This is a genomic window from Taklimakanibacter albus, assembly GCF_016595235.1.
GTDB classification, from domain to species: Bacteria; Pseudomonadota; Alphaproteobacteria; order Rhizobiales; family Aestuariivirgaceae; genus Taklimakanibacter; species Taklimakanibacter albus.
This window is the reverse complement of sequence record NZ_JAENHL010000008.1, coordinates 1667634-1683914: the sequence shown is the minus strand read 5'-3', so window position 1 is coordinate 1683914 and position 16281 is coordinate 1667634. Positions and strand designations below refer to the sequence as shown.

The window sequence follows — 16281 nt, the reverse complement described above, 5'->3', positions numbered from 1 at the left end:
TCAATTGAGCTTGCGCTCGACCTGCTCATTCCATTCGCGGCTGAAGACCTGGGTCTCGCCTTCGAAGGCCTCGATGCGGCCCCAGATGATCCAATGCGTCTTGGTCGCCTCATGGCGCGTATAGGTCTCGACACGCGTCTGCCAGTCGCCGCGCCCGACTTCCTCGGTCCAATGGGTTTCCATCCGGGCCGACAAGGGATCATCCTGCTTGATGCGATAGGTCTTCTCGGTGGCCGAGCGGATCGTGAGCCCATGCGGCGCGATCTCGAAGCGGCCATTGTCGTCCTTCTCCTCGATGATCGTCTCACCCGTCGCTTCATCCATGCGCACCGTGCGGCTGGCGTCGGGTTTGGCGAGCTCCTTCAGCTTCGCGGGCTCGGCCGCTTCCGCCGGCTTGAAGCTCGGCGCGATCTCATTGGGGATATCGCGCCTGATCGGCACGAACACACGCGAGGCGCCGGCATAGACCGTGAGCCGCACCGGCTCCGGCGCCGGCCACATCAGCGGCCAGTAGGTGGTCGAGATCGCGACCCGCAATTTATGTCCCTTGGGGATGCGCCAGGCGATGTCGTCGAGCGCGATCTTCATCTTGTAGCGTTTGCCGGGCTCGAGCGCCGAAGGATAGTCGCGGCTCACCCGCTGGCAGAGATTCTGCAGCTGATAGGTGATGCGCGTGACCTCGCCCGTGGGCCACACATCGTTGAGGCGGATCGCCACGAAGGCGACCGGCCTGTCGACCGAGAAGTCGAGCTCGACCGCGGGACGCCCGACAATGTCGATGTCGCCGGCGAGGGTGGGAGAATCGAAGGTCAGCGATCCGGCATCGTCGCGCCTCTGGTCGCCCGGAAAGCCCGAGCCGTTGAACATGATGCAATAGTCGCCGCTGTCGAGGCCGATATCCTGGGGCGACGAGACGGTGAGGGCCGTTTCCGCTTGCGGCAGGCCGCCGATGCCGTCTTCATTCAAGTGCCACTGCTTGATTTCCGTATTGCCGGCATTCCACAGATCATCCTTGATCCAGCGGCCTGGCCATTCATCGGGCCCTTTGGTGGGTTTTATCGACTCCATCACATAGACGCGAAACGCCGGATCGCGCATAACGCCGGTGGGCTCGCCCTTGAGCCAGAAATCCCACCAGCGCAGCGCCTCCTGCAGGAAGCCGATGCGCGGTCCCACCATCGAGAAATGCGGGTATTTGTGGATCCATGGACCGATGATCGCCTTGCAGCTCGAGCGCAGGCCCGCCATCAGCCGCGGTATGGCGTTGGAATAGGCATCGTTCCAGCCGCCGACCACCAGGCAGGCGGCTTCGATGGCGCCGAAATCCTCACAGACGCTCGCATGCTTCCAATAGGAGTCGCGATGGGGATGTGAAAGCCACGGCACGATCAGCATCGGCAGGTTTTCGAGGCGGTCCATCCACATCTGCTTCCAGGCCTCGCCGACGATCGCCGGATCGGGCGGGCGGGAGGAAAAGGCGAACATGGCGGCGGCCCAGGCCATGTGCTCATTGATGACGCAGCCGCCTTTGTAATGGATGTCGTCCTGATAGCGGTCATCCGTCGAGCAAAGGGTCACGATGGCCTTGAGGGCAGGGGGCTTGCGCGCCGCAACCTGCAGGCCGTTGAAGCCACCCCAGGAGATGCCGATCATGCCGACTTGCCCTGAGCACCAGCTCTGCCTGGTGAGCCACTCGATCACTTCCAAGGCGTCGTCCTGCTCCTGCTTGGTGTATTCGTCGAACAGGAGGCCTTCGGAATCGCCATTGCCGCGCATGTCGACGCGGATCGCCGCATAGCCATGGCCGGCGAAGTAAGGATGGGTCAGCGCGTCGCGGATGATCGTGCCGTCGCGCTTGCGATAGGGCAGATATTCGAGGATCGCCGGCACGGGCTTCGCGTCCGCGTCCTCCGGCAACCACAGCCTCGCCGCGAGCCGCGTGCCGTCGGCGAGCGGTATCCAGATATTCTCGATTTCCTTCACCGGACGCGGGAAGGTCGTGACGGTCTGCATGGAGGGAAATCCTTCTGGGCGGGGCTCATACCCGAGATAAAGCCCCGGCGCGCGCCTGTCAAAACCGCTAGCGCGCCGGACGCTCTCGTGGAACTGGTCCGGCGCTCTATCTCTTTGATTTTGCGTATTGGCTTACCCGAGAACCGCGAACACTTCTCGGGCCAATACGCTAAACACCAGATGAATGCCGGTTTCAGAACGGGTTCAGTCCGCCCTCTCTATGTTCCACGTCAACTTGAGAGGAGATTTTCCGTGACCACCCGTTTCGCCACCCTTTCCCGCAACCTCATCGTCGCTTCGGTCCTGATGGCTGCAGCTCTCACCGGCACTGCCGCCAAGGCCGACGCGCCCCAGTTCAAGCGCGGCCAGGTCGTGAATTTCGCGTCGAAGCAGCAGCCCGGCTCGATCGTGATCGTCACCAAGGACCGCGCTCTTTATTATATATTGGGTGACGGCAAGGCGGTGAAATACAAGGTCGCCACCGCCAAACGCGGCTTCGAATGGGCGGGCAGCAATACGGTTTCGGCCAAGGTGAAATGGCCCGACTGGCGCCCCCCGGCGCAGATGCGCAAACGCCGCCCCGATCTGCCGGCCTTCATGGCCGGTGGCCCGGAAAACCCGCTCGGCGCCCGCGCCATCTATCTGGGCAGCACGATCTACCGCATCCACGGCACCAACGAGCCGGCCTCGATCGGCAAGGCGGCATCGTCCGGTTGCATCCGCATGCTCAATGCCGATGTCAGCGAGCTGTTCCAGCATGTGAAGATGGGCGCCAAGGTGACCGTTGTCTAATTCACCAGAAGGGCGGGGTGGGATGACCATCCCGCTTTTGTGTCACTCTATCTCTATCGTCAGGAATTTGTCATAAGCAAAGCCGACTGTGCGGACAACTGATCCGCTTTGCCGAGTATGATGATCTGGCCTTGGAAAAAGACGAATGGGACGGCCGCCGTAGCGGCCGATCTGCGTGAACGGAACTCCGCTCAGGACGCCTTGACGGCCTTGATTGGCGCTCTGCCCGATCCCGTGATGCTGCTCGATGATCACAGCGTGGTCTATTCCGCCAACACGCGGGCGAAGGATCTGCTCAATATGGATCCGGTCGGCCAGCATCTATCCTCGGCGATCCGCGCGCCCGCTATCCTGGAGGCGGTGCAGAACATCCTCGAGCATGGCGGCTCGATGCGCGTCGACTATGAGCTGCATGTGCCGGTGCCGCGCCATTTCGAGGCCTTCATTTCGGCCATGAGCATCATCGGCCCGGAAGTGGCGGCTCTCGTCCTTCTCCGGGATCTGACGCGCGAGCAGCAGACCGAGCGCATGCGCGCCGATTTTGTCGCCCATGCGAGCCATGAATTGCGCACGCCCTTGGCCTCGCTCCTGGGCTTCATCGAGACCTTGCAGGGTGCCGCCAAGAAGGACGAAGTCTCGCGTGAGCGCTTCCTCGCGCTGATGCAGACGCAGGCGCAGCGCATGAAGCGGCTGATCGACGATCTCCTGTCCTTGAGCCGCATCGAGATGAACGCCCATCAGCGCCCGACTGGCACCGCCGATCTGACGCAGATCGCCCTCCATGTGCGCGACACGCTGGCCGGGCTCGCCCGCGATGCCGAGGTCGAGATCAAGATTGAGAGCCCAGGCCCCCTCGCGGTGCAGGGCGACTGGGACGAACTCGTCCAGGTTATCCAGAATCTGGTCGAGAACGCCATCAAATATGCGGCCAGCGGCAAGCTGATCGAAGTCACCGGAATGAGGGTGGGCGAGGATTGCGAATTGGTGGTGCGCGATCATGGGCCGGGCATCGCCGAACAGCATCTGCCGCGCCTAACCGAGCGCTTCTACCGCACCAATGCACAGGAAAGCCGCTCGCGCGGCGGCACCGGCTTGGGTCTCGCCATCGTCAAGCACATCCTCAACCGCCATCGCGGCAAGATGCGCATCCAGTCGCAGCTCGGTGACGGCTCAAGCTTTACGATCAGGATTCCGGCCGCTTCATCAAAGTCAAAATAACTTAATTATTTCATATAGTTGAATTGTCATATTTCTGTATCGTATGTGTCACATAACACTCATGCGCGATGCCTAATGGAAGCCAGGCGTCACACAGAGGAGACACAAATGAAACGCTTTCTTTTGGCCGCGAGCCTTCTGGCCCTGACGGCCGGCATGGCTGAAGCCCGCGACCAGATCCGCATCGTCGGCTCGTCCACCGTTTACCCCTTCACCACGGCCGTTGCCGAGCAGTTCGGCAAGACCTCCGGCATGAAGACCCCGGTGGTCGAATCGACCGGCACCGGCGGCGGCATGAAGCTGTTCTGCGCCGGCATCGGCGCCGACCATCCCGATTTCACCAATGCCTCGCGCCAGATCAAGAAGAGCGAGTTCGAGGATTGCGCCAAGAACGGCGTGACCGACATCGTCGAGATCAAGGTCGGCTTCGACGGCCTGACCGTCGCCAATTCCAAGGCCGGCCCGGACCTCACCTTCACCAAGACCCAGCTGTTCCTGGCGCTCGCCAAGGAAGTGCCGGACAAGGACGGCAAGCTCATCGCCAATCCCTACAAGACCTGGAAGGACGTCGACGCGTCGCTTCCCGATGAGAAGATCGAAGTGCTCGGCCCGCCGCCGACCTCCGGCACGCGCGACTCGTTCGTCGAGCTTGTCATGGACAAGGGTGCTGAAGGTATCGACTCGCTGAAGGCCCTGAAAAAATCCGACGCCAAGGCCTTCGAGAAGGTGTGGAAGTCGATCCGTGAGGACGGCGCCTATATCGACGCCGGCGAAAATGACAATCTGATCGTTCAGAAGCTCGAGGCCAATCCGCAAGCGGTCGGCATCTTCGGCTACTCCTTCCTCGAGGAGAACCAGAACAAGATCAAGGGCGCTGCCATCGACGGCAAGTCGCCGAGCTACGAGACGATCGCCAGCGGCGAGTACAAGGTTTCGCGTCCGCTCTTCGTCTATGCGAAGAAACAGCATGTCGGCACGATCCCCGGCATGGTGGAATTCGTGAAGGAATATGTGTCGGACAAGGCGCTGGGCGAAGACGGTTATCTGGCCAGCAAGGGCCTGGTGCCGCTGCCGGGCGACGACTTCAAGAAGACCAAGGCCGCCGCGGAAGCGATGGAAACACTGAAAGGCGACCAGCTGATGTAAGCTGGAAGTCTGGAGCAAGTATTTGCTCCTCTGCAATAAGCGTGTTTGCCCTGGCGAGGTGTCGTCACTTCGCCGGGGAGCTCGCGGGGGCGGTCCGCGGATGTACCGGCTGCCTCATTCTCTCTTCTCAATGACCAATGCCGGGCAGACCGTAAAACGGCAGGCGAAATAGAACAGGGCGCGTTATGTCGGGGACGTATTTCGCAATCATGGCAGCTCTGGTGCTGGCGGGCTTCTTCCTGGGAGCCCAGCGGGCCCGGGGGGTGCGCGGCGATCAGGCCGGCATGCTCCATTCCTTGCCGGCCTATCATGGTCTTTATATCGCCGCCGCCGTCCTCACCGTCATGATGGTGATTTTTGTCGTCGGCGCCCCTTTGGCCTCGCATTATGTGGTGAGCCAGGGCCTGGGCGCCTTCGATCCCTCTGAGGTTGCCGAGCAGCTTCACCGCGACGCCGCGCTGCGCGACATCCAGAACCTCATCGCCGGCATCTATCAGGGCGAACCAAGCGACAAGCTCAAGGCCGCAGCCGCCGCCTACAGCGCGGCATCGAGCCTCGTTTATTGGGGACTGAATATTTTCGGCGTGCTCGCCGGCGCCGCCGTCATCTTCTGGGGGCTCGGCCGCATCACACCCGAGCTGCGGGCCCGCAACCAGTTCGAGCGCTTCGTCAAATATGTGCTGCTCGCCAGCTCGGGCGTCGCCATCCTCACCACCATCGGTATCGTGCTGTCGGTGGTGTTCGAGGCCATGCATTTCTTCAGCAAGGTCTCGCCGATCGACTTCCTCTTCGGCCTGCAATGGTCGCCGCAGACCGCCATGCGCGCCGATCAGGTCGGCTCCTCCGGCGCCTTCGGCATCGTGCCGCTGATCGCCGGCACATTGCTTATCACCGTCATCGCCATGCTGGTGGCCGGCCCCTTGGGATTGTTCTCGGCGATTTACATGGCCGAATATGCAACGCCCAGGATCCGCTCCGTGGTCAAGCCGATCCTCGAGATCCTGGCCGGCATCCCGACCGTGGTGCTGGGCTTTTTCGCCGCCTTGACGGTGGCGCCGCTTATCCGCGGCTGGGGCCAGTCCTTCGGTCTCGATGTCGCCTCCGAGTCGGCGCTCGCCGCCGGCCTGGTGATGGGCATGATGATCATTCCCTTTGTCTCCTCGCTCTCCGACGACGTCATCAATGCCGTGCCGCAGTCGCTGCGTGACGGCTCCTATGCCATGGGCGCCACCAAATCCGAGACCATCAAGAAAGTGGTGCTGCCCGCTGCCCTGCCGGGCATCGTCTCGGCCTTCATGCTCGCCATCTCGCGCGCCGTCGGCGAGACGATGATCGTCGTGATGGCCGCCGGCCTCGCCGCCAATCTCACTTTCAACCCGCTCGCCGCCGTCACCACCGTCACGGTGCAGATCAAGACGCTTCTGGTGGGCGACCAGGAATTCGACTCGGCCAAGACACTTTCCGCCTTCGCCCTCGGCCTGGTGCTGTTCTTCTTCACCCTCGCTCTGAACTACATCGCGCTCAAGATCGTGCAGAAATACCGGGAACAATATGACTGATACCGCGATCTCCGCCGCTCCCCGCCGCGTCAGCGACAACGCGGCCCTCGTCGCCAAGCGTTATCGCTCCGAGCGCCGCTTCAAGCTCTACGGCATCGCCGCCATCGCGGTGACGGCGGTGTTCCTCGTGCTTCTCTTCGCCGACATCCTGGTGAAGGGCCTGCCGGCCTTCTTCGAGCATCGCATGATGCTGCCGGTCAGCGTGTCACAGGAAGCGATCGATCCGCAGAATTCGAAGGACCCCAAGATCATCCGTACCGGCGACTTCGACGGACCGATCCGTGAATCCTTCCGCGCCATGTTCCCGGATGTCACCTCACGCGGGGACCGCAAGAAGCTTTTGGGGCTCCTGAGCTCGGGCGCCGCCGATGACTTCCGCGCCATGGTGGTGAACAACCCGTCACTCATCGGCACGGATGCCAAGGTCCCGGTGCTGCTCTCCGACGACGCCGATCAGTATCTGAAGGGCCGCCAGACCGGCGTCGCGAAGATCGCCGGCCAGGGCACGATCACCGCCAGCGCCGATGGCGAGAAATTCAAGCTGGTGACCGACAAGACCCCGGTCCTGACCGCCGGCGACATCGTCCGCCTGAATGGCGGCGCCTTCCGGGTGGTCTCGGCCGACAATGGCGCCTATCTCGCTGAACAGGTCACGGCGCCCAAATCGCTCGATCCGGCCAATGCCGGCGCCTGGGATATCGTCCGCTTCACGGTCACGGAGCACAATCGCCGCATCGACGACCAGGAAGCCTTGTGGCTCGAGCAGTTGAAGGAAAAAGGCGTCGCTGAAAACGGCATTGCCTGGCGCTTCTTCTCATCGGGCGACTCGCGTGAGCCCGAGCTCGCCGGCATCAGGGGCGCCTTGACGGGCTCGATCCTCACCCTTCTGGTGACCTTGTTCCTCTGCCTGCCGATCGGCGTCGCGGCGGCCATCTATCTCGAGGAGTTCGCGCCCAAGAACCGCCTGACCCAGCTCATCGAGGTGAACATCAACAACCTCGCGGCGGTGCCGTCGATCGTCTTCGGCCTTCTGGGCCTCGCCATGTTCCTCAATTTCTTCGGCCTGCCGCGCTCGGCCCCGCTGGTCGGCGGCCTGGTCCTGGCGCTTCTGGTGCTGCCCACCATCATCATCGCGTCGCGCGCCGCACTGCGCGCCGTGCCACCCTCGATCAAGGAAGCGGCACTCGGCGTCGGCGCCTCGCATCAGCAGGCGATCTTCCACCATGTTCTGCCTTTGGCGATGCCCGGCATCATGACCGGCACCATCATCGGCATGGCGCATGCTCTGGGCGAGACCGCACCACTTCTGATGATCGGCATGGTCGCCTTCATCGTCGATATACCGGGCGGCTTCACCGACGCCGCCACAGCACTTCCGATCCAGATCTATCTCTGGTCGGACCTGCCGGAAATCGCCTTCCAGTCCAAGACGGCGGGCGCCATCATCGTTCTTCTCGTTTTCCTGTTCGTCATGAACGCCGCCGCAATTCTGTTGCGTAAGCGCTTCGAGCGCCGCTGGTAAGTTATGAAAGGGTCACCGTCCATGGATACCATGATCAAGACGCCGGTCGCCGATAGCGCTCCGCGCATCGCGCGCGAGCGCCCGTTGAAGATCAAGGCGCGCAATGTCGACGTCTATTATGGCGAGAAACATGCCATCAATGATCTGAGCATCGACATTCCCGACAGCGCCGTCTCGGCCTTCATCGGTCCCTCGGGCTGCGGCAAGTCGACTTTCCTGCGCTCGATCAACCGCATGAACGACACCATTCCGTCCTGCAGGGTCACCGGCAATATCGAGATCGACGGCCGCGACATCTACGACAGGACCCTCGATGTGGTGCAATTGCGCGCCCGCATCGGCATGGTGTTCCAGAAGCCCAATCCGTTCCCCAAGTCGATCTACGAGAATGTCGCCTACGGGCCGCGCATCCACGGCTTCGCCAGGAACAAGACCGATCTCGAGGAGATCGTGGTGACCAGCCTCAAAAAGGCCGGCCTCTTCGAGGAGGTCAAGGACCGGCTCGATCATTCGGGCACCAGCCTGTCGGGCGGCCAGCAGCAGCGCCTGTGCATCGCGCGCGCCATCGCCGTCAATCCGGAGGTGATCCTGATGGACGAGCCGTGCTCGGCGCTCGACCCGATCGCCACCGCGCGCATCGAGGAGCTCATCGATGAATTGCGCCAGAATTTCTGCATCGTCATCGTCACCCATTCGATGCAGCAGGCGGCGCGCGTTTCGCAACTCACCGCGTTCTTCCATCTGGGCAATCTGGTGGAGGTCGGCGATACCGACGACATCTTCACCGCGCCCAAGGACAAACGCACCCAGGATTACATTACCGGCCGCTTCGGCTGACCGCGGAGATCACGATTATGTCGGACCATATCGTCAAGGCCTATGACGAGGACCTCGCCAATCTCAAGACGATGCTCGCCCAGATGGGCGGCCTCGCCGAGGATCACCTTGCCAAGGCCATCGAGGCGCTGGCCAGGCGCGACACCAAGCTTGCCGATTACGTGATCGCGCAGGATGAGAAGATCGACGCGCTCGAGCTGCAGCTCGAGGAGCGCGCCATCCTCACCATCGCCAAGCGCCAGCCCATGGCGCGCGACCTGCGCGAGATCATGGTGGCGATCCGCATCGCCTCCGACCTCGAGCGTATCGGCGATCTCGCCAAGAACATCGCCAAGCGCTCGCATGCCATTTCGGAAGCGCTGCCGCGCAAGCTCGCCACCGGGCTCACCCGCATGGGCCGTCTCTCGCTCGAGCAGCTGAAAGACGTGCTCGACGCCTATACGACGACCGACGACGCCAAGGCGCTGGAGGTCTGGCGCAATGACGGCGAGCTCGACGCCCTCTATAATTCGATCTTCCGTGAGCTCCTCACTTACATGATGGAGGATCCGCGCATGATCGGGCCTTGCACCCATCTTCTCTTCGGCGCCAAGAATTTCGAGCGCATCGGCGATCACGCCACCAACATAGCGGAGAACATCCACTATCTGGTGTCGGGTCAAACGATGCGCGAGGAGCGTCCGAAGAAAGATACCACCAGCACGACGACTTTTGATTCACTGAATGAGCGCTGATGACTGCTTCCATCCTCATCGTCGAAGACGAAGAACCGATCCAGATCCTTCTGACCTACAACCTGCAGGCCGAAGGGTTCCGGGTGCGCGCCACCGCCAATGGCGAGGACACGGCCCATCTCGTCAATGAAGAGCGCCCCGACCTCATCCTGCTCGACTGGATGCTGCCGGGCATATCGGGCATCGAGGTCTGCCGGCTCCTGCGCTCGCGCCCCGAGACGCGCGACATACCGGTCATCATGCTGACCGCGCGCGGCGAGGAGAATGAGCGCGTGCGCGGCCTCGCCACCGGCGCCGACGACTATATCGTCAAGCCGTTCTCGGTGCCGGAGCTGCTCGCCCGCATCAAGACGATCCTGCGCCGCGTCAATCCGGACGCCATCGCCGAACGCCTCAAGGCCGGCGATATCGCCCTCGACCGCCGCACCAGACGGGTGACGCGCGCCACCCGCGACATCACTCTGTCGCCGACCGAATTCCGCCTGCTCGAATATCTCATGCAGAGCCCGGGCCGGGTCTATAGCCGCTCGCAGCTTCTCGACGCCGTCTGGGGTCGCGACATCTATGTCGATGAGCGCACCGTCGATGTCCATGTTGGCCGCCTGCGCAAATGCCTGAAACGCGGCCGCGAGATCGACCCGATCCGCACCGTGCGCGGCATGGGTTATTCCTTCGATGAGCGCTTCGGGCGGGGGTGAGCCTCGCCAGCCCGCGCAAGCGTGGAACCCGGCCCGCCGACGCTACTGACGCATACTGACACCGGCATGGTCTCAATAGCGGTGAAAACCTATATTGAGGTTCCCATGCCGACACCCCGTCCGGAAAGCTGGCTCTATCCGACCGAACGCGGCCTTTTTTGCGCGCCGGGCCAGTTCCATATCGATCCGCATCTCCCCGTGGAGCGCGCCGTCATCACCCATGGCCATGGCGATCATGCCCGCTCAGGCCACGGCTCGGTGCTTGCCACCCACGAAACCATCGAGATCATGAAAGTGCGCTATGGCGCCGATTGCGCCGGCGCGTTCCAGCCCGCCAATGGCGCCCAGAGCATCAATGGCGTCACGGTGAAGCTGGTGCCGGCCGGGCACATATTGGGCTCGGCCCAGATCGTGCTCGACTGGCAAGGTTCCCGTGCCGTCGTCTCGGGCGATTACAAGCGCTCGCCCGACCCGACCTGCGCGCCTTTCGAGCTGGTTCCATGCGATCTCTTTATTACCGAGGCGACTTTCGGCCTGCCGGTCTTCCGCCATGAGCCGGCGGACAAGGAGGCCCGCCGCCTGCTGGCCTCGCTGGACGCCAATCCCGAGCGCACCCATCTTCTGGGCGCTTACAATCTCGGCAAATGCCAGCGCATGATCGCGCTGACCCGTGAGGCGGGTTACGACCGCCCGATCTATCTGCATGGCGGCATGCGCAATCTCTGCGATCTCTATGTCCAGCTCGGCGTCGATCTGGGCGATCTGCGCAATGTCATGGACAGCGAGCCCGCCGAGCTGAGAGGCGCCCTGGTCATGTGCCCACCTTCCGCTTTGAGCGACCGCTGGTCCAGGCGCCTCGCCGATCCCTTGACCTGTTATGCCTCGGGCTGGATGCGGGTGAAGGGCCGCGCCCGCCAGCATGGCGTTGAATTGCCGCTCGTGGTGTCCGATCATTGCGACTGGCCGGAGCTTCTCACGACGATCGAGGAGACCGGGGCGGCCGAGATCTGGGTCACCCATGGCCGTGAGGATGCGCTGGTGCATCAGATCGGCCTCATGGGCCGGCGCGGCCGGGCGCTGGCGCTCGTTGGATTCGAAGATGAAGGCGACTGACGTCAGTTCTACCCACCGTCATCCCGGCGCAAGCCGGGATCCCCTAAACTGGTGCAATAACTTCGACGCTGCCGGTATGGAGAGGCTTCAATGGATCCCGGCTTTCGCCGGGATGACGAATAATGAGAGGGCCGTGGACAACTCTTATCCCTCTGATTGCGAGTATGAGTAATGCAGCCCTTCGCCGAGCTTCTCGATCGGCTGGTTTATACGACGGCGCGTAACGCCAAACTCAAGCTGCTCGAGGACTACTTCAGAGAGGTGCCTGATCCTGATCGCGGCTGGGCGCTCGCGGCGTTGACCGACGGCCTGCCTTTGCGCCTGCCCATCCGCAAGACGCTTGCGACCATTCTCGAGCCGCATGTCGACCCGCTGCTCTACCGCCTGTCACGCGATTATGTCGGCGACACCGCCGAAACCGTCTCGCTGCTGTGGCCCGATGTGCGCGCCAATGCGCCGCCGCCCTCGATCGGCGATGTCGTCGCCGAGGTGAGTTCCGCGTCCTCCCGCGAATTTCCCCGCGTGCTCGAGCGCCTCCTCGACCGGCTCGATGTCAAAGGCCGCTTCGCGCTCCTGAAGCTGCTCTCGGGCGCCTTGCGGGTGGGCGTTTCGGCGCGCCTCGCCAAGACCGCCATCGCCCAGAGCTTCGGGCGCGCGGTCGAGGAGATCGAGGAAGTCTGGCATGCGGTGACGCCGCCTTACGGCGACATGTTCGCTTGGCTGGAGGGCAGGGGCGAGCGGCCCGATCCCGGCCGCAAGGCGACGTTCCGGCCGGTGATGCTGGCGCATCCGATCGAAGAGGGTGACTGGCAAGGCTTGGCGCCCGCTGACATCGCCGCCGAGTGGAAATGGGACGGCATAAGGGTGCAGCTGTCGGCGCGGCCTGGTGATGTCAGGCTGTTCTCGCGCGCCGGCGATGACATATCGGGCGCCTTTCCCGATATCGTCCAGGCCTTCGCGCATACGGAAGGCGTGCTCGACGGCGAGCTCCTGGTGCTGCGCGATCGTGCGGTGGCGCCTTTCAACGATCTGCAGCAGCGCCTCAACCGCAAGAGTGTCACGGGCAAGATGCTGCAGGATTATCCCGCTCATATCCGTCTCTATGACATTCTCTTCGATGCCCAGGAGGATGTGCGCGAATTGAGCTTTCTCGAGCGCCGCGTCCGGCTCGAGGCCTGGTATGAGCGTTTTCTCCCGAGCCTTGCCGATGTGAGCGCGCTGGTGCCATTTGCCGCCTTCAGCGAGCTCGAGGAGAAATGGCGTCAGGCGCGCGAGAACGGCATCGAGGGGCTGATGCTGAAGCGCAAGGACAGCCCTTATCTGGCCGGCCGGCCCAAGGGCCATTGGTACAAATGGAAGCGCGCCGCGCTCACTCTCGATTGTGTCCTGATGTATGCCCAGCGCGGCTCGGGCAAGCGCTCCTCGTATTATTCCGACTACACCTTCGGCGTGTGGAAGACGCCCGACGAGCTGGTGCCGGTCGGCAAGGCCTATTCGGGCTTCACCGACGAGGAGCTGTTGCGTCTCGACCGCTGGATCCGGACCAATACGGTGGAGCGCTTCGGCCCGGTGCGCCAGGTTGCCCCCGGCCTGGTGCTCGAAATCGCCTTCGATGCGGTCCAGCCGTCCTCCCGGCACAAATCCGGCGTCGCCTTGCGGTTCCCGCGCGTGCACCGCATTCGCTGGGACAAGCCGGCTCGGGAAGCCGAGACCCTGGCGGCGGTCCAGGCGCTCATCCCATCCTGAGACGGTTTTCGCATTAACATGTCGGAATTGGGCTTCGGCCCAAAACTTGTCGCAGGACAAGCGCCTGAAAGCGTCAGAACCATTGACGAGGTGCTGCCATCATGACAGTTTTGTTCAACCAAAATAATAAAAACGACACAGGGCTTACTGGACGGTATCGGGGAGGAGACGGTTGCTGCGTGCCGGCTAGGCAGTGAGCGCAGGAGCCGTTGTGAGGCGCATGACCTGCGGCCGCTCCTCGATTTGGAAATGCACCTATCGAAGGAGACATTCGCAATGAGCGAACTAGAACAAAAACTCAAGCAGGCCACCAGCCTTGCCGGCAAGGGCAAGGTTTCCCGTCGCGACTTCATCCAGCTCGCCATGCTGGCCGGCTTCACCGCCGCGGCCGGCAATGCGATGTTCGTCAAGGCCGTCCGCGCCGAGCCGAAAAAAGGCGGTTCCGCCCGTTTCGGCCTGGCCCACGGCGCCACGACCGACACGCTCGATCCGGTCGGTTATCCCGACACCTTCACCCAATGCGCCTTCTGGGGCGCGCTGTCGAACAGCCTCACCGAGGTCGACGCCAAGGGCAATGTGGTGCCCGATCTGGCCGAGTCCTATGAGCCCTCGGACGGCGCCAAGAAGTGGGCGTTCAAGCTGCGCAAGGGCGCCACGTTCCATGACGGCAAGACGGTGACCCCTGACGATGTCGTCGCCTCCTTCCGCCATCACATGGGCGCCGATTCCAAATCGGCGGCGAAGTCGCTGCTCGACCCGATCGCCGACATCAAGGCGGATGGGCCAGAGACGGTCATCTTCACGCTGAAAGACGGCAGCGCCGACTTCCCTTATCTGGTCAGCGACTATCATATCCCGATCATGCCGGTGAAGGACGGCAAGTCGGACTGGCAGTCGGGCGTGCGCACCGGCCCCTTCGTGCTCGAGAAATTCGAGCCGGGCGTGTCGGCCAAGTTCAAGCGCAATCCGAACTACTTCAAGTCGAACCAGCCTTATCTCGACGAAGTCGAGTTCATTGCCATCACCGATGTCGCGGCGCGCACCAATGCGCTGACCACCGGCGATGTCGACTGGATCGGCCGCGCCGACCTGAAGACGCTCGAGCTCCTGAAGCGCAATCCCAATGTCGAGATCCTCGAGCTCTCGGGTTATGGCCATTACGTGTTGCCGATGAACACGACGATGGCGCCGTTCGACAACAACGACGTGCGCACCGCCATCAAATATGCGATCAACCGCGAGGAAATCCAGAAGAAGATCTTCCTCGATCACGCGACGGTCGCCAATGACAATCCCATCGCCAAGGCGGTGAAATATTCCATCGATCCGGAGCCCAAATACAAATACGATCCGGACAAGGCGAAATTCCACCTGAAGAAGGCGGGTTACGAGACGCTGAAGGTCGACCTGTCGGTCGCCGATGCGGCCTTTGCCGGCGCCGTCGATGCGGGCGTGCTCATCAAGGAGACGGCGGCCAAATGCGGTATCGACATCAATGTCGTGCGCGAGGCCGAAGACGCCTATTGGGACAATGTCTGGCTCAAGAAGCCATGGTGCGCCTCCTATTGGAGCGGCCGTCCGACTTGCGACTGGGCCTTCTCCATCGCCTATGCGAAGGACGCCGCCTGGAACGAGACCTATTGGAAGAACCCGCGTTTCAACGAACTGCTGATCCAGGCCCGCGCCGAGCTCGACGACGCCAAGCGCGCCGCGATGTATGGCGAGATGCAGCAGCTTGTGCATGATGACGGCGGCACCATCGTGCTCGTCTTCAACAACTTCGTGACCGCGAATTCCAAGAAGCTGGCGCATGGCGACGTCGCTCCCAACTGGGAGAATGATGGCCTGAAGATCGCTGAGCGTTGGTGGCTCGCATAATAATGGCGGTTCCGGGCCGTCCCCTGAGGACGGCCCGGCCTTTTGGATTGTGTCGATGCATCCCCTTCTGAGAACGGTACTGCAGCGTCTGGGTCTGGGCCTCATCACGCTCTTTGTCGTGTCTCTCATCATCTTCTCGGCGATCGAGTTCCTGCCCGGCGACTTCGCCAAGGCCATATTGGGTCAGTCGGCGACGCCGGAAACGGTCGAGGCGTTCCAGAAGGAGATCGGCCTCGATAAGCCGGCGCATGAGCGTTATCTCAACTGGATCGGCGGCGTGCTGCAGGGCGATTTCGGCTCGTCCTTCTCGTCCCGTGTCGGTTTCCGCCGTTCCGTCATGGAGATCATCGGGCCGAGGCTCCTCAATACCCTGTTCCTCGCCGGCATCACCGCGCTTGTGGCGATTCCTCTGGCTTTGGGCCTGGGTCTGCTCGCCGCCCTCTACCGCAACAGCATCTTCGACCGCGCCGTCAATGCGGTGACGCTCACCACCATTTCCTTTCCGGAGTTCTTCGTCGCCTACATATTGATGCTGTTCCTGGCGGTGAAATTCCCGATCTTCCACTCGCTGTCCAACGTGTCGGCGGACATGCCGTTCTTCGAGAAGCTGCAGCGCACCGCTTTGCCCGTCCTCACTTTGACGCTGGTCATCGTCGCTCATATGATGCGCATGACGCGCGCCGCCATCATCAGCCTGCTCGCCAGCCCCTATATCGAGATGGCCAGGCTCAAGGGCGTGTCGCCCGGCCAGATCATCCTGCGCCACGCGCTGCCCAATGCCTGGGCGCCGATCGCCAATGTCATCGCCTTCAACCTGGCCTATCTCGTCGTCGGTGCGGTGGTGGTGGAGGTCGTCTTCGTCTATCCGGGCATCGGCCAGGCCATGGTCGATGCGGTGCGCTCGCGCGACATTCCGGTGGTGCAGGCCTGCGCGCTGATCTTCGCCGTCACCTATATCCTGCTCAATCTCCTGGCCGATGTCATTTCCATCGCCACCAATCCGAGGCTTCTGCATCCGAGATGAG

At 62.6% G+C, this 16281-nt stretch carries 13 protein-coding genes; 12 read left to right on the top strand and 1 reads right to left on the bottom strand.

Annotated elements, in window-relative coordinates; all coding sequences use genetic code 11:
• Window positions 1–2013 (bottom strand): CocE/NonD family hydrolase, encoded by a 2013-nt coding sequence (locus tag JHL16_RS30955; RefSeq protein ID WP_200188716.1) that lies wholly within the window; start codon window positions 2011–2013, stop codon window positions 1–3.
• Window positions 2014–2265: 252 nt separating this feature from the next.
• Between JHL16_RS30955 and JHL16_RS30950 the strand changes: the two genes are divergently transcribed.
• The 12 genes from JHL16_RS30950 to JHL16_RS30895 all read left to right on the top strand — a co-directional run bounded on the left by JHL16_RS30950 (window position 2266) and on the right by JHL16_RS30895 (window position 16280).
• The gene (locus tag JHL16_RS30950) at window positions 2266–2805 is read left to right on the top strand and encodes a L,D-transpeptidase (RefSeq protein ID WP_348647303.1); all 540 of its coding nucleotides are present in this window, start codon (window positions 2266–2268) and stop codon (window positions 2803–2805) included.
• 201 nt (window positions 2806–3006) lie between these two features.
• Window positions 3007–4023, top strand: a complete 1017-nt coding sequence (locus JHL16_RS30945) for an ATP-binding protein (RefSeq protein WP_246771219.1) — start codon at window positions 3007–3009, stop codon at window positions 4021–4023.
• 108 nt (window positions 4024–4131) lie between these two features.
• Window positions 4132–5169 (top strand): PstS family phosphate ABC transporter substrate-binding protein, encoded by a 1038-nt coding sequence (locus JHL16_RS30940; RefSeq protein WP_200188715.1) that lies wholly within the window; start codon window positions 4132–4134, stop codon window positions 5167–5169.
• A gap of 209 nt (window positions 5170–5378) precedes the next feature.
• Entirely contained in the window at window positions 5379–6728 is a 1350-nt protein-coding gene (gene pstC, locus JHL16_RS30935; protein WP_246771218.1) for a phosphate ABC transporter permease subunit PstC, read from the top strand.
• Complete coding sequence (pstA, locus tag JHL16_RS30930; protein WP_200188713.1) at window positions 6721–8250, top strand: phosphate ABC transporter permease PstA; 1530 nt, start codon at window positions 6721–6723, stop codon at window positions 8248–8250. Before pstC ends, pstA begins: the two co-directional genes overlap by 8 nt.
• 30 nt (window positions 8251–8280) lie before the next feature.
• Entirely contained in the window at window positions 8281–9087 is an 807-nt protein-coding gene (gene pstB, locus JHL16_RS30925; RefSeq protein WP_246771340.1) for a phosphate ABC transporter ATP-binding protein PstB, read from the top strand.
• Window positions 9088–9104: 17 nt separating this feature from the next.
• Entirely contained in the window at window positions 9105–9821 is a 717-nt protein-coding gene (gene phoU, locus JHL16_RS30920; protein ID WP_200188711.1) for a phosphate signaling complex protein PhoU, read from the top strand.
• Window positions 9821–10519, top strand: coding sequence for a phosphate regulon transcriptional regulator PhoB (gene phoB / locus JHL16_RS30915; RefSeq protein WP_137854415.1), 699 nt, complete (start codon window positions 9821–9823; stop codon window positions 10517–10519). Before phoU ends, phoB begins: the two co-directional genes overlap by 1 nt.
• Window positions 10520–10624: 105 nt before the next feature.
• On the top strand, window positions 10625–11632 hold the full coding sequence (locus tag JHL16_RS30910; RefSeq protein WP_200188710.1) for a ligase-associated DNA damage response exonuclease: 1008 nt from the start codon (window positions 10625–10627) through the stop codon (window positions 11630–11632).
• 171 nt (window positions 11633–11803) lie between these two features.
• A complete protein-coding gene (locus JHL16_RS30905; protein ID WP_200188709.1) occupies window positions 11804–13378 on the top strand; it encodes a cisplatin damage response ATP-dependent DNA ligase in 1575 nt (524 codons plus the stop codon).
• A gap of 276 nt (window positions 13379–13654) precedes the next feature.
• Entirely contained in the window at window positions 13655–15256 is a 1602-nt protein-coding gene (locus JHL16_RS30900) for an ABC transporter substrate-binding protein (protein ID WP_200188708.1), read from the top strand.
• Between the two features lie 55 nt (window positions 15257–15311).
• Entirely contained in the window at window positions 15312–16280 is a 969-nt protein-coding gene (locus JHL16_RS30895) for an ABC transporter permease (RefSeq protein WP_200188707.1), read from the top strand.
• The last annotated feature ends 1 nt before the right edge of the window (window position 16281 follow it).